Annotated in this window: 17 protein-coding genes; 12 read left to right on the top strand and 5 right to left on the bottom strand. The window is 63.6% G+C overall.

All coding sequences use genetic code 11. The annotated features are described in order from the left end of the window. Nucleotides 1-75 precede the first annotated feature (75 nt). From BLW08_RS23960 to BLW08_RS19455, 3 genes are all read left to right on the top strand, one after another. On the top strand, nucleotides 76-240 hold the full coding sequence (locus BLW08_RS23960) for a hypothetical protein (RefSeq protein ID WP_175538769.1): 165 nt from the start codon (nucleotides 76-78) through the stop codon (nucleotides 238-240). 94 nt (nucleotides 241-334) lie between these two features. Next, nucleotides 335-1,708 carry an MFS transporter gene (locus BLW08_RS19460; RefSeq protein WP_091327369.1) on the top strand — a complete coding sequence of 458 codons (1,374 nt, stop codon included), beginning with the start codon at nucleotides 335-337 and terminating at the stop codon, nucleotides 1,706-1,708. Nucleotides 1,709-1,738: 30 nt separating this feature from the next. Beyond that, nucleotides 1,739-2,146: a DUF6855 family protein gene (locus BLW08_RS19455; protein ID WP_090823695.1), complete on the top strand. Its 408-nt coding sequence runs from the start codon at nucleotides 1,739-1,741 to the stop codon at nucleotides 2,144-2,146. A gap of 26 nt (nucleotides 2,147-2,172) precedes the next feature. Here the strand turns inward: BLW08_RS19455 and glsA are convergent, their stop codons facing one another. Both glsA and BLW08_RS19445 read right to left on the bottom strand, forming a co-directional pair. After that, a complete protein-coding gene (glsA, locus tag BLW08_RS19450; protein WP_091327366.1) occupies nucleotides 2,173-3,195 on the bottom strand; it encodes a glutaminase A in 1,023 nt (340 codons plus the stop codon). A 38-nt stretch (nucleotides 3,196-3,233) separates the two neighbouring features. Then, nucleotides 3,234-3,614 carry an META domain-containing protein gene (locus BLW08_RS19445; RefSeq protein ID WP_091327365.1) on the bottom strand — a complete coding sequence of 127 codons (381 nt, stop codon included), beginning with the start codon at nucleotides 3,612-3,614 and terminating at the stop codon, nucleotides 3,234-3,236. A 370-nt stretch (nucleotides 3,615-3,984) separates the two neighbouring features. Between BLW08_RS19445 and BLW08_RS19440 the strand changes: the two genes are divergently transcribed. Beyond that, a complete protein-coding gene (locus BLW08_RS19440; protein WP_091327362.1) occupies nucleotides 3,985-4,701 on the top strand; it encodes a hypothetical protein in 717 nt (238 codons plus the stop codon). Nucleotides 4,702-4,962: 261 nt separating this feature from the next. Here BLW08_RS19440 and BLW08_RS19435 read toward each other — a convergent pair whose 3' ends face one another. Next, nucleotides 4,963-5,904 carry an EamA family transporter gene (locus BLW08_RS19435; protein ID WP_090824077.1) on the bottom strand — a complete coding sequence of 314 codons (942 nt, stop codon included), beginning with the start codon at nucleotides 5,902-5,904 and terminating at the stop codon, nucleotides 4,963-4,965. 86 nt (nucleotides 5,905-5,990) lie between these two features. Between BLW08_RS19435 and BLW08_RS19430 the strand changes: the two genes are divergently transcribed. Continuing rightward, nucleotides 5,991-6,842 (top strand): LysR family transcriptional regulator, encoded by an 852-nt coding sequence (locus BLW08_RS19430; protein WP_090824079.1) that lies wholly within the window; start codon nucleotides 5,991-5,993, stop codon nucleotides 6,840-6,842. Nucleotides 6,843-6,896: 54 nt separating this feature from the next. Continuing rightward, a complete protein-coding gene (locus tag BLW08_RS19425) occupies nucleotides 6,897-7,394 on the top strand; it encodes a hypothetical protein (RefSeq protein ID WP_091327361.1) in 498 nt (165 codons plus the stop codon). Nucleotides 7,395-7,446: 52 nt separating this feature from the next. Here BLW08_RS19425 and BLW08_RS19420 read toward each other — a convergent pair whose 3' ends face one another. Then, nucleotides 7,447-7,668: a hypothetical protein gene (locus BLW08_RS19420; protein WP_090823705.1), complete on the bottom strand. Its 222-nt coding sequence runs from the start codon at nucleotides 7,666-7,668 to the stop codon at nucleotides 7,447-7,449. Between the two features lie 480 nt (nucleotides 7,669-8,148). On the opposite strand from BLW08_RS19420, the gene BLW08_RS19415 reads away from it, so the two are divergent. Genes BLW08_RS19415 through BLW08_RS19390 form a run of 6 tightly spaced genes read left to right on the top strand, consistent with a single transcriptional unit; the run spans nucleotide 8,149 to nucleotide 15,954 of the window. Then, the gene (locus BLW08_RS19415) at nucleotides 8,149-8,247 is read left to right on the top strand and encodes a potassium-transporting ATPase subunit F (RefSeq protein WP_090823707.1); all 99 of its coding nucleotides are present in this window, start codon (nucleotides 8,149-8,151) and stop codon (nucleotides 8,245-8,247) included. A gap of 6 nt (nucleotides 8,248-8,253) precedes the next feature. Further along, nucleotides 8,254-9,921, top strand: coding sequence for a potassium-transporting ATPase subunit KdpA (gene kdpA / locus BLW08_RS19410; protein ID WP_091327358.1), 1,668 nt, complete (start codon nucleotides 8,254-8,256; stop codon nucleotides 9,919-9,921). Beyond that, nucleotides 9,918-12,056, top strand: a complete 2,139-nt coding sequence (gene kdpB / locus BLW08_RS19405) for a potassium-transporting ATPase subunit KdpB (RefSeq protein ID WP_091327355.1) — start codon at nucleotides 9,918-9,920, stop codon at nucleotides 12,054-12,056. The genes kdpA and kdpB overlap by 4 nt, the downstream gene beginning before the upstream one ends. 9 nt (nucleotides 12,057-12,065) lie before the next feature. Further along, on the top strand, nucleotides 12,066-12,677 hold the full coding sequence (locus tag BLW08_RS19400) for a potassium-transporting ATPase subunit C (RefSeq protein WP_091327352.1): 612 nt from the start codon (nucleotides 12,066-12,068) through the stop codon (nucleotides 12,675-12,677). Between the two features lie 29 nt (nucleotides 12,678-12,706). Then, nucleotides 12,707-15,280, top strand: a complete 2,574-nt coding sequence (locus tag BLW08_RS19395) for a DUF4118 domain-containing protein (protein ID WP_091327351.1) — start codon at nucleotides 12,707-12,709, stop codon at nucleotides 15,278-15,280. Continuing rightward, entirely contained in the window at nucleotides 15,277-15,954 is a 678-nt protein-coding gene (locus BLW08_RS19390) for a response regulator (protein ID WP_091327348.1), read from the top strand. The genes BLW08_RS19395 and BLW08_RS19390 overlap by 4 nt, the downstream gene beginning before the upstream one ends. A 74-nt stretch (nucleotides 15,955-16,028) precedes the next feature. On the opposite strand, the gene ilvD is transcribed toward BLW08_RS19390, so the two are convergent. Next, the gene (gene ilvD / locus BLW08_RS19385; RefSeq protein ID WP_090823717.1) at nucleotides 16,029-17,891 is read right to left on the bottom strand and encodes a dihydroxy-acid dehydratase; all 1,863 of its coding nucleotides are present in this window, start codon (nucleotides 17,889-17,891) and stop codon (nucleotides 16,029-16,031) included. Nucleotides 17,892-17,958: the final 67 nt, after the last annotated feature.

Below are 17,958 nucleotides of genomic sequence, written 5' to 3'. Positions count from 1 at the left end.
TCACAACGGCACACCTGCGGCGTAGACTGGGAGGCACTCACGGAAGCAGTCCAGCAAGGACAGGAAGTATCCGTCATGAAGGCCACAGACAAGAACGAGCATGTCATCCGGCACCATACCGACGCTCCTGCGGAGGGTGAAACGGAAGGCTGGGTTTCACACGATACCGGCATTCACAGCCAGGACCCGGCGGAAGGCCCGGACATCGACGACGACGCCCCGCCGTCGGGCGCTTCATGACGTAGCTTCCTCCCGCACCCCGCTACGGTGGCCCGTGCGGCCTCCACCATAGGCACCCCTCCACAGCGTCCACGGCCAGGCTTAGGCTAGTGAAATGGCCGCTTTGAGGGCGCTGCGTCCTTTTGCGCACCGTGAATTCCGGGTGCTGATATCCGCGCTGTCCATCTCGATCTTCGGATCCGGCATGTGGGCCGTGGCGATGGTCTATGAGGTGATCCACCTCGGCGGCGGCCCTTTGGAGTTGTCCCTGGTAGCCACCGCGGCCAGTGTGGGCCTGGTGGGGTTCGTGCTTGCGGGCGGCATCGCGGCCGATCGCTTCCCGCAACGGCTCCTGATCATCGCCGTGGAAGGTGCCAACCTGGCAGTCATTGGCACCATCACGCTGCTGGCAATGCTCAACGTCCTTCAACTCTGGCACTTGGCCATCGGCGCTTTTGTTCTGGGGGTGGGGCAGGCGTTCTTCTTCCCTGCCTACTCGGCCATGCTTCCGCGTATCCTGCCGGCAGAGGACCTTTTGGCCGCGAACGGCCTGGAGGGCACGGTGCGGCCGATCCTCCAGCAGGCTGCGGGTCCCGCCATTGCGGGAATCCTGGTGGCAATCCTGTCCCCCGCGCATGCCGTGGCCGGCGTGGCCGTTTGCCACTTCCTGGCGTTCGGGATTGTGAACCTGCTCAGCCGTCAGGCACCGAATGGCCCCGGCACCGCGGAACCGGACACCCAAGCACCGGACACCCAAGCACCGGACACTCAAACTCCTGCACTGGAATCTCAAACTCCGAGCAGAGTGCCGGCCAAGTCCTCATTGTTCAAGGACCTTCGGGAAGGATTCAGCTACACCATCCGGACCCCGTGGTTGCTGTGGACCTTGATCTGGGCATGCCTGTCCGTCCTGTTCCTGATCGGCCCCATCGAGGTGCTGCTCCCCTTCGTCGTCCGCGATCAGTTGGGCGGGGACTCGCGGATGTTCGGTTTCCTGCTGGCGGTGATGGGCGTCGGAAGTGCCTTGGCTGCACTGGCGACGGCGTCCTTCCCTCTGCCCCGGCGCTACCTGACGGTGATGGTGGTGACGTGGGGCCTGGGGAGCCTGCCGGTTGCCGCCATTGGTTTCATGGACAGTGTGTGGATGCTCGCGGCCGCGATGCTGATCTTCGGTGTCACCGAGGGCATCGGCGTCGTCATCTGGGGAACGCTCCTGCAACGACGCGTCCCACGGCATTTGCTCGGCCGGATATCCAGCCTGGACTTCTTTGTTTCGCTGGCACTGATGCCGGTTTCCATGGCCCTGGCCGGACCGGTTGCCGAGGTGGTTCCCATCTGGCTCATCTTCTTCATTGCCGGCCTGGTGTGCCCCATCATGGCCTTTGTGGCGCTGTTCGCCGCACGCATGATGACGGACGAGCTCCGGAATCCGCTGACATCGGCTGCCGAGGACCCGGAATCTGCAGACGCACAGCCCGACTCTGTGTAGCGTGTTCACTACTTCAGGAAGAAGACAACCATGGCCGCTGGAACCAAAGACGATCCCTGGCAGCTGACCACGCCACCGGGCTCTTCCGACTACACCATGTATAGGGATGAGGCCGCGGATCCCCCGGCCATCGTGTGCCAGGTCGGGTCCACAAAACTGTTGTACCAGCTCCGCGCCATCGAAGACCTGCATGCCTGGCTCGTGGAGCAGGGTGATTGGGTTCCGCTGGGAGCCGCCGACGAAGGCAAGGACGCAGCCGAAGGAACGGTGGAAGCGTGGGGCCGCAGCGAGAGCAACCCCGTGGGCGGTTGGTACGGCCTCAGGAAGGGCTACCGGGGCAGGTTCGGCATGTACATGCCGCCACTGCTCGAAGCCCTCGGCTTGGCTGAGCTCACCCATGAGAAGCGAAACAACAGCATGCGGGCGATCACAAAGTAGAAGCTCCGGCAGGCGGCACCGCAGTGCTAGCGGGCCCCCGCGGGCCCTGCCTGCGGGGCACACGCTTGGGATGCGAAGATGTTCAGGCCCAACACCCGGGAAAGGTAAGCCGTGGCCTGCTGCCCGCGGACGCTGTTGCCGGCCCGATCCAACCGGGGAGAGAAGGCGCCGATTCCGGCCTTTCCCGGAGAGACCGTCAGCAATCCACCGGAAACACCGGACTTCCCGGGAAGCCCAATCTCAAAGAGCCACTCACCGGACCGTTCGTAGAGCCCGTTGGCTGCCAGCACCGCCAGGGTGTCCCGGCAGACATCGGCTGAAACCACCCTTTGGCCGGTGACCGGGTTGACGCCGCCATCGGCCAAGGTTGCGCCCATCAGGGCAAGGTCACGGGCGCTGACACGCAGCGAGCATTGCCTGGTGTAGACGTCCACTACCTGTTGCGGGTGCCGGTCGATTCGACCGTAGCTTTCCAGGAGGCCTGCGATGGCCCGGTTCCGGGTGTTGGTGGCGGCCTCCGACTGGTAGACCTCCTCATCCACTTCCAAGGCCCTCCCGGCGAACGCTGACAGGCCGGACTGAACAGCTTTCCATTGCTCGTCCGGCGTTGACCCGGGCATCAGCGCCGTGGTGGCGAGGGCGCCGGCGTTGACCATGGGGTTCATGGGGTGCCCGTCGTTGAGTTCGATGGCCATCACCGAGTTGAAAGCCAGGCCCGTGTTGTTCACACCCACCAAGTCAGCTACCGCGGCATGTCCGTACTCTTCACAGACCAGCGCATAGACAAATGCCTTGGAGATGGATTGGATGGAGAACTCCACGTCCGCCTGGCCAGCCACATGCACTCCCCCGTCCACTTCCACCACGCAGAGTCCGAACAGCTCCGGATCAGCCCTGGCCAGGACCGGAATGTAGTCAGCTACCGCGCCGTCGCGGCAGGCACGGTTCCGCTCATGGGAGGCGACCACCAGCGAGTCAACACGTTCCCATTCCGGCAATGTTCCCGTGGAAACCGACTGTTCCACGCCTTCAACGTTCGATTCCAACACCGCTGACCCCCGAAGATTCCGTGGCTGGAGGATATGACCTATTTGCTGGACCCAAGGGTTCCAAGCTGGGTTCCGTCCTGACCGAACACCGCCAGCTTGCCGTCCTCCTGGATCCTTGCGGTTGCGGCGTTGGACAGCCAGGTGTCAACACCCTCGCAGGCCATTCGGGACGAGGAAAAGCCGCTAAAACTCACGGTCTTCCCGTCCTCTTTCCAGGAGCCGATCAATCTGTTGCAACCGTCCGTTCCTGTTGCGCTGCCGTCGGACTTGAGATCCAAAGAGGGTTTTTTGGCATCGTTGGGCTCACCCCAGGCGCCAACAAACGGGCTGGTCCCGCTGCCCGCACAGCCGGCGAGGAAAGCCAAGGTCACGAAGGCAAGGGAGACGACGCGGAACATGCGGGGCTGAGTCTGCACCATGCGGTCAGTCTAGGTTTGCCTCTCTGTGTTTCACCAGAGTCCGGTGCCCGGGATCGTGCGGTCGGTCGCGACTCAGACGACCGACCGCACTAGCCCGTTTACGCAGCGATGGCGCCCCGGGCGGGCCCCAGAACCCGCCACACCCATCGCTGTCACGTCGTCGATGCGCTGCAACACGGCCGAAAAGGGCAACGGGCGCATTCAGCGGTCCAACGACATGGGCACTGGATATGTGCTCTGACCTGCGCAAACGTGACGCGGAGTTTAAAAAGAAACTTCACGGACCTCGTGCGCAGACTCCGGGATAGACACCACGCCAGTTCGGGCAGCGCGTCCACGCCTGAGCAAATCCGCGCGGTTTAATGTGCCCATGAGCACCGTGGACCCCATCGCCCTCAAGAGACTGCGTGCCAACAAACGCCCAGGACCGATCAGTATTGTCGTGTCGCTGGCCTTCCAGTTCCTCGGCGGATTGGCAGCGGGCTACGGCTGGCCGCATGTGGAAGCGTTTGAGGACATCGAACCACCACTACTCCCCCTCGTGGCCGTCATCTCAAGCATTCCGATATTGGTGCTGAGCTCCATCGCCTGGACCGCAGTGGCCATGAAGCACAACAAACTCGGCCTGCCCCTTGGCGGAACCCTGGCGTGGCTGGGCGCCGCGCTGGGAGTGGCAGCGGCCGCCGTCGGGCTTGGCTATCCAACCGCCCTGATCTGGGTGGGGGCCGGATGCCTGGCGATTTCACTGCTGCTGGCGGTCCTGGGAGTTTGGGCTGCCCACAAACGCAGGACCATCGCCCACCTGGAAGCAACGGTGATGAGCACAGGCACCATGACATCCGCGAGGGTCAGCGACAAGGGGTACCTCTCGTTCAGCGACAGTGCGAAGATCCTCACCACGGTGACGTTCACGTTCCACGATGCGGGCGGGGTTCAACGTTGGGTGCAGCGCCCGTTGCTGATAACTGCCGCTGAGCCTGTGGTGGACGGCCAGGAAACAACCCTCTGGTACGACCCCCTGGACCCTGGCAACGACCAGAAGATCGTTGTGAAATTGGCCAAGGACATGCCCCTGCGCCGCCCCTGATCAATCTGACTCCTGAACCCGCAACACTATTGCGGGGTTCCGGCCACTCATAAGTAGCCGGAAAAATCAGCCCCGGATGCGCTGCAGGAGCACAAGTGAAGTCACCCCATGGAATGGCCGCTACCGCCGTCTTGTCGTTACCCGATGTACCGGACATCCGCCTGCTGTTCATGGGCGGACTGGTAGTGCTGACATGCGCCGCTGCGGTAAGTACGGGGATCCTGCTCCTGCTGTTGGCACCGCTCGCCGCGCTGATGAGCGTCAGTTACCGGCGCCGTTCTGTGGCCCCGGACTTCCCGGCCCGCACCCCCGGCCCGGCCCCCGCTTCCGGCCTCGCCCCCGCTTCCGGCCCAGCAAAAGGACAGTGGCGTTCGCCGCAACAATCAGCCCAATCCCGGCCCACTGCCCCACAGCAAGGTCCTGGCGCAGGGCCACCGCCCCGATGATCGCAGCGAACACCGGGTTGATGCTCATGAGGACACCGAACAGGTTTGCCGGGACCCTGCGCAGAGCCATCAGATCAGCCACGTAGGGCAGCACAGATGCCAGGATTCCGGCGCCCACAGCACAGAGAACCGAAAAGCCGTCCACGGGCTGGTTGATGAAAATCACGACGGCGACCGGCAGGAAGAGCGTGGCGGACACTCCCGTTGCGGCTGCTGTTCCCTCGATCCCCTGGATCCTTTGGCCGACCGTCCGGTTGAGAAGGATATAAGCCGCCCAACTGCACGCCGCGATGAGCCCGAATCCAATGCCGGGAAAGTCCATGGAGGCTTCCGGCTGCGTAATGGCCACCACCCCGACTGCTGCCGCCATGGCACACAGCGCACTGCTTTTCTGCCGCGAGCTGATCAGTGCCACAGCAAGGGGCCCAAGGAACTCAAGGGTCACTGCCAAGCCAAGGCCAATCCTTTGAATGGACGAGTACAGGGCCAGATTCATGGTCCCGAAGGACAGCGCGAGGAGAAGAACCGGCCACCATTGGGGCCAGCTCAGTTCGCGCAGGCGCGGGCGGACCACCGGCAGGAGCACGACGGCGGCTATGAGTTGGCGGACGGCGACCACGCCAACGGGCCCCAGGACCGGGAAAGCAAGGGAACCACTCGCGGCACCAAGCTGGTTGGAAAGTGCGCTGGCCACGAGCGTGGCAGCTCCGCCTGCCTTTCCGGACGGCTTTGCGCCGGCTGCACGTGTCTGGATCATGGTGAGATTCTGCGCTTGCACCACGCATCCCCTAAATGCATGGACAACGCTATTTATACGCTGGGCGCATGAATAGGATGGGCCTCATGGACGTTGAATTGAGGCAGTTACGGTGCTTGGTAGCCGTGGTGGATGAGGGCACCTTTACCGATGCCGCCATCGAACTCCGAATGTCCCAAGCCGCCGTGTCACGCAATATTGCAGCCCTGGAGCAGTCCCTCGGGACAAGGCTCGTGGAACGCACCACCCGGAGTGTGGGCCTTACCCCGTCCGGTGAGGGTGTGCTCGCCAAGGCCCGGCGAATCCTGGCTCTGTTGGCTGACCTGGAGGGCGAAGCCAGGGCAGGCACGGGACGCCTCCGGATCGGCTATGCCTGGTCCGCGCTGGGTCAGCACACCGCCGAGTTCCAGCGCCGGTGGGCAGCCACTTTCGCATCCACTGAGCTGCACCTGGTTCGCTCCAATACGCCCACCGCGGGTCTGGCCGATGGGAGCACAGACCTCGCCATCCTCCGCCGGCTGCCTGAGTCTGCCGCCGTCGAGCATGTGCGCATCGGTGAGGAGAAGCGGTACTGCTCCATGTCCTCCGACGACCCCCTGGCCCACAAACGATCGGTGACGTTGGCACGGATCGCCCAGCGGCCGGTCGCCATGGACCTGCGGACCGGCAGCACCACGCTGGATCTCTGGCCCGAATCGGAGCGACCTGGCGACGTGATTCCCACCCATGACGTTGACGATTGGCTGAACCTGATCAGCAGCGGCAAGGCCCGTGGGATCACGGCTGAGTCCACAGCGCATCAATATCGTCGGCGGGGCATCGTCTACAGGCCGGTGCGTGATGCCCCGCCCGTGCGGGTTTATGCGGCATGGTCCAGGAAGGAGCCACCCCGGGAGTGCGAACAGGTGGTGCAGTTACTGAAGGGGTTGTACGCCTGACTCCGGTGCGCAGCTGGCCTTCCGCCGGCCAACGCTGATGGCTAGCCTAGGCCCATGGAATCGGCATTGGCCTCCTGGAGCGAGTTCAACGTGGCGATCGCCGGTGCGGGGGCGGCGCTCGGAGGCCTGTTGATTGTGGCGCTGTCCGTCAACATCAAGCAGATCGCCGAGTCACGAGGCCTTGCCGCGCGGGCGGGTGCCGCCATCTCGGCGCTCATTCTGGGCGTGGTCCTGGCGTGCGCAGCGCTCATCCCGGAGCAGGAGTTGTGGACCTTCGGCGTGGAGGTCCTGGTAGGAACGCTGGCTGGTGGGATCATCGCATTCCTGGCGGCCCGCGCAATCGTGCAGGACCGCACTCCCGGTCCTCCGCATCGCTGGGACGCCCAGCACATCTTGTCCTTCGTTTTCCCGCTGGTGGTCTATGCCGTGGGCGGGGTGCTTTTGGTGGTGTCGCTTCCGGTGGGTCTGGTGGTGGTGGCCCTCGGAACCATCGTGGCGCTGATCGGCGCGGTGGTGTTTTCCTGGGTGGCGTTGGTGGAGATTTTGCGCTGAAAAAGCGAACGACGACGGGAACCTCCCGTCGTCGTTCGCTTCGCGTTGGTCTTTAGTCAGCTTTTCCGGCCAGTGCCACCAGGACGCCGGCGGTGGCGAAGAATTTGTTGCTGCCGAGGTCGCGCACCGTCTTGATGCCCAGCCCTGCCAGTAATTCATCGTGTTTGTCGGTCAGTCCGGCAAGTGCAGACGGCGGTGCGGCAAGGACCTCGTCCAGGCTCGCATTTTCGTAGGATTTGTCGAGTGCTTTGCCCAATTCAACAGAAACAGCCAAGGCATTTCCTTTCATCGATACAGAACAATTGCAACGTGCGGAACGTGGATCAACAACATTATTACTAAGCAGCCTGCGGACTCTCCCGGAGGAATTTCCAATGTGCGCCGCCTAACGATCAAGATAGCCCACAATGGCGCAATTTTGTGATCCTTCACCCGATAAATTGCCCTGCGCCCCGCGTTTACTGCGGAGAACCAAGGGCCACTCCATCGCCCTGGGAAGCCCACCTGCCGGACGCGGGCGTTAAGAGCGCGTCAAAATTTGGAGCCGCCGCGTTAAGGAACCGTAAGGAACGCCTTTTCGCCACTTTCACGGGAGTTGACTGACATCAGCCCCGCGAACGGGGCGTGGATGAAAGGACGTTCCAATGGCCGACGTGGCTGTTGTGGCGATTCTCGTGGCGAGCATGGGAATCGTGATGTGGGTGGCCCACCTCTTGGGCACAATGATCGACGGTGACGGCCCGGTGAGCGGTCAATGAACATGGATGCCATCATGTGGATTGCATTGTTCGTCGTTGGCCTGGCAATGGCCGGATACTTGCTGGCTGTGTTGCTTCACCCGGAAAAGTGGTGACGGCAGATGGTTTTCAGCACTGCATCATTCATCACCCAAATAGTTGTCCTGCTCCTCGCATTGGTTCTGTTGCACAAGCCTTTAGGCGCCTATATGGAACGGGTTTTCGCGGGAAGTACGCATTCCTGGCCTGAGCGGGTGTTCTATCGCCTGGCGGGGGTGGACGCCGGAACTGAACAGAGCTGGTCTGTATATCTGCGCAGCGTTCTGGTCTTTTCGGCCGTTTCCATCCTGGCAATTTTTGTCCTGCAGCGGCTTCAAGGCGTGCTGCCCGGGAGCAACGGACTTCCGGGGGTGGATCCCTGGATCGCCATGAACACGGCCATCTCCTTTGTTACCAACACCAACTGGCAAACGTACGTGCCGGAGGCCACCGTGGGCATCTTCGTCCAGATGTGCCTCCTGGCTGTGCAGAACTTCCTCTCTGCTGCGGTTGGAATTGTGGTGGCGATGGCCTTGATCCGCGGCATCGTGCGAACCAAAACCCACCGCCTGGGCAATTTCTGGGTAGACGTCACCCGCGCCTCCTTCCGGCTTCTCCTGCCCATCGCCGTGGTGGGCGCCACCGCATTGGTGGTGGGCGGCGTCGTACAGAATTTCTGGTCCACCGAGGTTGTTAACCAAGCCACCGGAGTCGCCCAGGTGATTCCTGGTGGACCGGTGGCCTCACAGGAAGCCATCAAAGTACTGGGCACCAACGGCGGCGGCTACTTCAACGCCAATTCAGCCCACCCCTTCGAGAATCCGAGCGTCTTCACCAGCCTGTTCCAGGTGTTTCTGATCCTGCTCATCCCGTCCGCCCTGCCCTACACCTACGGAAGGATGGTGGGTGACCGGCGCCAGGGCTTCACAGTTGCCGGCGTGATGGCCGCTCTTTGGCTGACCTCCACTGCCCTGATGGGCTGGGCGGTCGCTTCGGGCCAAGGCGCTGCTTCGACGGCGGCCGGCGGCTTGGGTGAGGGCTTCGAACAACGCCTGGGTCCGGCCGCAAGCTCGCTCTTCGCCGCGTCCACTACCCTCACCTCCACGGGAGCCGTGAATGTGGCGCATGATTCGCTTCCCCCACTGGCGGGCGGAATCGCCATGGTGAACATGATGCTGGGTGAGGTGGCCCCCGGAGGCACCGGCTCCGGGCTGTACGGAATGCTGGTTTTGGCCATCATCGCAGTCTTCATCGCGGGGCTGATGGTCGGCCGGACACCGGAGTTCCTGGGCAAGAAGATCGGCCCGCGGGAAATGAAGCTCGCAGCCCTGTACATCCTGGTCACGCCAACCTTGGTGCTGGTGTTGGCCGGCATCACAGCGCTGCTCCCGGACGTCATGGCCAACGCACCGGCGGCGGGACCCCACCAATTCAGTGAGTTGTTGTACGCGTTCACCTCCGGCGCCAACAACAATGGCTCAGCTTTCGGCGGCATCACCAGCTCCGGGCCATACCTGTCCGTGATGCTGGGAATCGCCATGCTGCTGGGGCGGTTCCTTCCCATCGCGCTGGTGCTGGCACTGGCAGGTTCCTTGGCACAGCAAAGGAAAATCCCGGCATCATCGGGAACTGTGCCCACCCACGGAGGTCTCTTCGGATCACTCCTGCTCAGCGTCACGGTGATCATGACAGCCCTCAGTTACTTCCCGGCCCTCGCCTTGGGTCCCCTCGCAGAAGGACTTATCAAATGACCCGGTCCACCACGGCAACAGCCGCGGACACGTCAGCACTGACCTATGCTGACGGCAACCCACTCGGAACCCCCGGGGAGCACAAACACCACACCAAGGCGCCGGCGAAACTCAATGCCGCAACCATCCGCGCCGCTCTCCCCGTGGCCTTCAAAAAACTGGACCCCCGGCAGATGGTCCACTCCCCCGTCATGTTCGTGGTGCTGGTGGGCGCTGCCGTCTGCACGTTGATTTGCGTGGTCAAGCCGGCCGTCTTTGGCATTGTGGTGACCGCGTGGCTGTGGCTGACTGTCCTTTTCGGCACGCTGTCCGAGACCATCGCCGAGGGCCGCGGAAAAGCCCAGGCGGACAGCCTCCGGTCCAGCCGCAAGGGTGTGATGGCCCGGCTCCGCCTGGACGACGGAACCACCAAGGAAGTGCCGGGCACTGACCTCACACTGAACGACGTTGTGATCTGCGAAGCAGGCGATGTCATCCCCTCTGACGGCGAGATCATTGACGGCCTGGCCAGCGTGGACGAGTCCACCATTACCGGCGAATCTGCGCCGGTCATCCGGGAATCCGGCGGTGACCGCTCCTCCGTGACCGGCGGTACCAAGGTCTTGTCGGACCGGATCCTGGTCCGCATCACAGCGGAACCCGGAGCTACGTTCATTGACCGGATGATCAAACTCGTTGAGGGAGCAGTCCGCCAAAAGACTCCCAACGAGATCGCCCTGCATGTCCTCCTGGTGTCCTTGACCATCGTGTTCCTGGTGGTCACCATGACCCTGGCACCTTTCGCGTCGCTGGCGGGAGCAACGCCGTCGCCCATCGTCCTGGTTGCCCTGTTGGTTTGCCTCATCCCCACCACCATTGGCGCCTTGGTTCCGGCCATCGGCATCGCAGGCATGGACCGCCTGGTCCAGCACAACGTGCTGGCAACCTCCGGCCGCGCCGTGGAAACAGCCGGCGACATCACCACACTGTTGCTGGATAAGACCGGAACCATCACGTACGGCAACAGGCGGGCGGTCAATTTCTTCCCGGCAAACGATGTGGAATTGCATGACCTCATCGCTGCGGCACGGTTGTCCAGCCTGGCAGACGAAACCCCTGAGGGCCGCTCCATTGTGGAGCTGGCCAATGACAAGGGCGTAAACGGCCCTGAATTGGAAGGACTCCGCACAGGATCCAAGGAACTCACCATCGTGGAGTTCACGGCCAGCACACGCATGAGCGGCCTGGACGTGGACGGGCGCCGGATCCGCAAAGGCGCCGCGACCGCCGTCGAACTTTTCGTCAGCGAATCCGGCGGGCACATGCCTGCAGAAGTCCAGCAGCGCGTACAGGAAATCTCCGCCCAAGGCGGCACGCCACTGCTGGTGGCCGAAGACACGCACGACGGCGGCGCGCGGGTATTGGGAACAGTGCACCTTGCCGATGTGGTCAAGCCCGGCATGCACGCCCGGTTCGCGGAGCTGCGCAGGATGGGAATCCGCACCGTGATGATCACCGGAGACAACCCCGTGACGGCCAGAGCGATCGCGGCCGAAGCCGGCGTGGACGATTTTGTGGCCGAAGCCACGCCCGAGGACAAACTGGACGTCATCCGGCGCGAGCAGGGCGAAGGGCGGCTGGTGGCCATGACGGGTGACGGCACCAACGACGCCCCGGCTTTGGCAGCCGCGGATGTTGGGGTGGCGATGAATTCGGGAACGCCCGCTGCCAAGGAAGCGGCCAACATGGTGGACCTGGACTCCGATCCCACCAAGCTGATCAACATCGTGGGCATCGGCAAGCAACTGCTCATTACCCGCGGGGCGCTGACCACGTTCTCGGTGGCCAATGACGTGGCCAAGTACTTCGCGATTGTGCCGGCGCTGTTCACTGCTGCGTTCCCGGGGCTCGGGATGCTGAACATCATGGGCTTGGCGAGTCCGTCGTCCGCCATCCTTTCGGCGGTGATCTTCAACGCCCTCATCATCCTGGCACTGGTTCCCTTGGCGCTCCGCGGCGTGAAATACCGCGCAGTGTCCGCCAACCAGGCGCTTGCCAGGAATCTGCTGCTCTATGGCCTGGGCGGCCTGGTGGCGCCTTTCCTCGGAATCAAGCTCATTGACCTGTTCATTTCCCTCATCCCCGGCATCGGCTAGGACACCACCATGAACGTGTTTATCGGTTATCTTCGTCAGGCAGGCACCGCCGCACGGTTCCTGCTCCTCGCCACAGTTGTCCTGGGACTCCTGTACCCGCTTGCGGTCTTTGGGGTCGGACAGCTGATTGCGCCCTTCCAGGCAAACGGTTCCGTGGTCAAGGACTCCGCGGGCAACCCGGCCGCATCAGCCCTGATTTCCCAGGTGTCCGCAGACGACGCCGGCACGCAGGACCCAGCATGGTTTCATGCGCGCCCGTCGGCCGTGGGGTGGGATCCGGCGTCGTCATCGGCCAGCAACCTGGGACCCAACGATGCAAAGCTGCTCGACGCCGTTCCCGCCAACCGCGCGGCCGTCGCCCAGGCTGAGGGCGTCAGTGAATCCGAGGTGCCTGCCGATGCCGTAACGGCCAGCGGGTCCGGCCTGGATCCACACATCTCACGCGGGTATGCGGACCTCCAGATCGCCCGGGTTGCTGCAGCCCACGGGCTCAGCACGGACGTTGTGCAGGGGCTGGTGGACCAGCGGACAAGCAGCGGACTGGAAGCGTTCCTGGGCCAGCCCTCGGTGAACGTGACGCTGCTGAACCTGGACGTCGCAGCCGCCGGACACGATGATTAGGCGCCCGTTCCGAGTGGAAGAATGACGTTATGGCGCGGGCAACACTGAGAATTTTCCTGGGGGCTGCCCCTGGCGTCGGCAAAACCTACGCCATGCTGGAGGAAGCCCACAGGCTGCTTGGCCGCGGCGAGGACGTGGTGGTGGCCTTCGCCATGCACCACGGCCGCGCCGACACCCGCGCGCTGACGCAGGGACTCGAGGTCATCCCCACCCGGAGCATCGACTACCGCGGCAGTTTGTTTGAGGAGATGGACCTGGACGCAGTCCTGGAACGCCGTCCCCACACCGCAATCGTTGACGAGTACGCGCACACCAACATCCCGGGCAGCCGCAATCACAAGCGCTGGGAGGACATTGAGGAACTGCTGGAAGCGGGCATCAATGTCCTCTCCACCGTCAACGTCCAGCATCTGGCATCCTTGGGCGACGTGGTCAGCGCCATCACCGATGTGCACCAAGCGGAGACTGTCCCGGACGACGTGGTGCGCCGCGCCGACCAGATCCATCTGGTGGATATCTCACCGGAACTGTTGAGGCAGCGGCTGGGTGACGGCAAGATCTACACCGCGGACAAGATCGATGCGGCCCTGTCCAACTATTTCCGGATGGGTAACCTGACGGCACTCCGCGAGCTTGCCCTGCTGTGGCTGGCGGACCGGGTGGACGAAGGCCTGGCGAGGTACCGTGAAGAAAACCAGATCGAGGAGAGCTGGCCCGCCAGGGAACGCATCGTCATCGGATTGACCGGGGGGCCTGAAGGTGAGGTCCTGATCCGCAGGGCCGCCAGGATCATCAAGCGCGTCAACGGTGGCGACCTTCTGGCCGTCCATGTTCGCGCGGCTGATGGCGTTGCTGCCGAATCCCCCCAGGCGTTGGAAGCCCAGCGCACCCTCATCCGGGACCTTGGCGGCAGCTACCACACGGTGGCTGGCGAGGACCCCGCGAAGGCCTTGCTCGACTTTGCCCGCAGCGTCAACGCCACCCAGATCGTGGTGGGCGTATCGCGTCGGAAGGCCCTGGCCGGGCGGCTCACCGGCGGCGTGGGGAACAAAGTGGTCCGTGACTCCGGCGACATTGATGTTCACATGGTCTCCCACCCCCTGGGTGGCCGGGGCAAGGAGCCCTCGCGGCCACGTGACCTTGGCCGCGTCCGGGTGATGGTGGGCTTTGCGATGGCCGTTGTGGTGCCTGTCCTGCTGCAACTCCTGCTGGCCGCCAGCCCATCGCATAACATCGCCACGGCAGTCCTGGTACAGCTCAGCGGTTCTGTTGCCGTTGCGCTGGTGGGCGGCCTGTGGCCCGCGTTGCTGGGTGCCCTGTGGAGCAGCGCCCTGGTGAATTTCTTCTCTGTCCCACCCTTGGGCACCCTGACCATCAGCGATCCCCAGAACCTGTTGGCGCTGCTGGTCTTCGCTGGCGTGTCCTCAGCTGTGGCCGTGGTGGTGGACCTTTCAGCGAGGAGGTCCAAGGAGGCCGCCCGGGCCCGATCGGAAGCAGCCACCTTGGGCGATCTCACCCGCGGAGCAACTACGGCCGAGGACACTGTGGTGGGTCTGCTGGAGCAGGCCGTGGACGTCTTCCAAGTCCGCCGGGCTGCCCTCTACGAGTCAGCGCCCCGCGACGAATCAGCTCCCGGCGACGACGTATGGCGGCTCATAGCCGCGGCCGGCGATGACGCCCCCGGAGACAACGAGAACATTGAACAGATCGATGCCACCACCCGGCTGGTCCTTACGGGCAGGGTTCTCCCTGCGAGCGACCGCCGCCTTCTCGGTGCTTTTGGCTCGCATCTCTCAGCGCAGCTGGAACGCCGACACCTTGCAGCAAGCCGCCGCGAAGTCATGCGGCTGGCCGAAAGCAACACCATGCGCACCTCCATTCTCCGCGCCGTATCGCATGACCTCCGTACCCCCTTGGCCGGCATCAAACTGGCCGTCGGCGGCCTGCGGCAACCCGGAGTCCGTTACACCGAACAGGAGGAACAGGAGCTCCTGGCCACCATCGATGAGTGCTCGGATCGCCTGGACGTACTGGTGGGCAACCTCCTGGACATGTCCCGCATTACCTCCGATTCCGTGAACGCCCTGATCAAGCCGCTCCGTTGGTTCGACGTGATTCCGGCGGCACTTCACGGGGTCCCGGCCGGAAGGGTCCGGGTGGATCTCCTCCCCAACATGCCCGAGGTGGACGCCGACGCCGGGATGCTTGAACGCGTGGTCGCCAACATCGTGGAGAACGCCGTGAAGTACGCGCCGAACTCCGACATCGTAATTGTTGGCGCCGCCGGTGGACTCAGCACCACCACATTGGCCGGACAGCCAGCCAGCGAGCTGCGGATCATTGACCACGGCCAAGGAGTCCCCGCCGCCAGTGTGCTGCAAATGTTTCAACCCTTCCAGCGACTGGACGATGTCCCAGCCGCCACTGGAGTGGGATTGGGGCTCGCCGTGGCCAAGGGTTTCACCGAGGCAATGGGCGGCACCCTCACTGCTGAAGAAACTCCCGGTGGCGGCTTGACCATGGTGATCCGGCTGCCGTTGTCCACCGGCGTGTACTCCCTGCCATCTCCCGAAAGACCCTCCAGCGAACGGCGTCCGGCATGAACAGCATCCTGGTAGTGGACGACGATCCCCACATTGTCCGCGCCCTGGCCATCACCCTCAAAGGCCATGGATACACCGTCACAACAGCCATGGATGGCGAATCGGCTCTCCATGCTGCAGCCCAGCGTCCAGTCAACGTGGTCATCCTTGACCTCGGCTTGCCGGACATCGACGGCACCACGGTGATCACCCGCCTCCGCGAGTGGAGCGCTGTACCCATCCTGGTCCTGTCAGCGCGGCACGGCTCCAACGACAAGGTGGAAGCACTGGATGCCGGAGCCGACGACTACATCACCAAGCCTTTCGGACTCGACGAATTGTTGGCACGGCTCAGGGCCATCCTGCGGCGGAACACCGATTCAAGGGAGGAAACCACCACCATCGAGACCAGCTCATTCACCGTGGACCTGGCAAAAAGGCAAATCACCAAGTCAGGTCAGGACGTCAGAATGACGCCTACCGAATGGAACATCCTGGACATCATGGTCCGCAATCCGGACAAACTGATCACCCAGCAGCAACTCCTCACCGAGGTCTGGGGCCCGGCATACGCCAAGGAAGCCAACTACCTTCGCGTGTACATGGCCCAACTCCGCCGGAAGCTGGAAGTTGAACCGGGTACCCCACGCCACTTCATCACTGAACCCGGGATGGGTTACAGGTTCGTCCCGTAAACAAAAGCCGCCCACCGGCGTCGTGCGTTCAGAGAAGCACGACGCCGGCAGGCGGCTTAAGCGCGAAACGTTGCCTAGAGGTTTTCCACCAGTGAGACGTCGCGGACGGCGCCCTTGTCCGCAGACAATGCCATGGCGGCGTAGGCACGAAGCGCTGGAGACACGTGACGTTCGCGGTCCTTCGGCTTGTAACCACCGTTGGCTTCGAGCTTTTCGCGGCGTTCGGCGAGGATCTCGTCGGAGACCAGCACCTGGAGGGAGCGCTGCGTGATGTCGATGCTGATGATGTCGCCGTTTTCCACCAGGGCGATGGTGCCGCCGGAGGCAGCTTCCGGTGAGATGTGCCCGATGGACAGGCCCGAGGTGCCGCCGGAGAAGCGGCCGTCCGTGATGAGGGCGCACTTCTTGCCCAGGCCGCGGCCCTTGAGGAAGCTGGTTGGGTACAGCATTTCCTGCATGCCGGGACCACCCCTGGGGCCTTCGTAGCGGATCACCACTACGTCGCCTTCCTTGATGGTCTTGTTCAGGATCTTCTCCACGGCCTCATCCTGTGACTCGCACACAACTGCAGGGCCTTCGAAGATCCAGATGGACTCGTCCACGCCCGCGGTCTTCACCACGGCGCCGTCCACTGCCACGTTGCCGCGCAGCACCGCCAGGCCGCCATCCTTGGAGAAGGCGTGCTCCACTGAACGGATGCAGCCACCCTCGGCGTCGGTGTCCAGGGAGGTCCACTGGTTCGACTGCGAGAACGCGGTGGAGGAGCGGACACCACCGGGAGCCGCGTGCCACAGGGCCTGTGCTTCCTCAGTGGCCTTGCCGCCGCGGATATCCCAGTCGTCCAGCCAGCCGTCCAGGTCGGTGGAGTGCACGGAGTGGACGTTCTTGTGCAGGAGGCCGCCGCGGTTCAGCTCACCCAGCAGTGCGGGGATGCCGCCGGCGCGGTGCACGTCCTCCATGTAATAGGTCTTGTCCCCGGCGACGTTTGGAGCCACCTTGGCCAGGCAGGGCACCTGACGGGACTTGGCATCCATCTCGGCCAGGCCGTACTCCACGCCTGCCTCTTGGGCCGCGGCCAGCAGGTGCAGGATGGTGTTGGTGGAGCCGCCCATGGAGATGTCCAGGGCCATCGCGTTGTCGAATGCCTCAGCCGTTGCGATGGAACGCGGCAAGACGGAGTCGTCGTCGCCGTCGTAATAGCGCTTCACGAGCTCGACGACGGTGGCGCCGGCCTTCTCGTACAGCGCCTTGCGGGCGGTGTGGGTCGCCAGCACGGAGCCATTGCCCGGCAGTGCCAGGCCGATCGCTTCGGCCAGGCAGTTCATCGAGTTCGCGGTGAACATGCCCGAGCAGGAACCACACGTGGGGCAGGCGTTCTCTTCGATGAGGTTGATGTCTTCATCGGAGATGGATTCGTCCACAGCATCGGCAATGGCATTCACCAGGTCCAGCGAGCGCACGGAACCGTCGGTCAGGGTCACGCGGCCGGCCTCCATGGGACCACCGGAGACGAACACCACCGGGATGTTCAGGCGCAAGGCGGCCATGAGCATACCCGGGGTGATCTTGTCGCAGTTGGAGATGCAGACCAGGGCATCGGCGCAGTGTGCGTTGACCATGTACTCAACGGAGTCGGCGATCAGGTCGCGGGAAGGCAGGGAGTAGAGCATGCCGGAGTGGCCCATGGCAATGCCGTCGTCCACGGCGATGGTGTTGAATTCGCGCGGCACAGCGCCCGCGGCGAGGATGGCGTCGGAGACGATCCGGCCCACGGGAGCGAGGTGGGTGTGGCCGGGGACGAACTCGGTGAAGGAGTTGGCCACGGCGATGATCGGCTTGCCGATGTCCGTGTTGGCGACGCCGGAGGCGCGCAGCAGTGCGCGGGCGCCGGCCATGTTGCGGCCATGGGTGACAGTTCGTGAGCGTAGTGCAGGCATGAATACCATCCTGCTGTTCTTCTACGACGGGTGGAAGACGGTGTTGCTACTAGTAGTGAAAGTACCA

Origin of the sequence: Arthrobacter sp. cf158, assembly GCF_900106835.1 — a bacterium.
In the GTDB taxonomy this organism is placed as follows: Bacteria; Actinomycetota; Actinomycetes; order Actinomycetales; family Micrococcaceae; genus Arthrobacter.
This window is presented reverse-complemented; position numbering and strand designations above follow the sequence as displayed.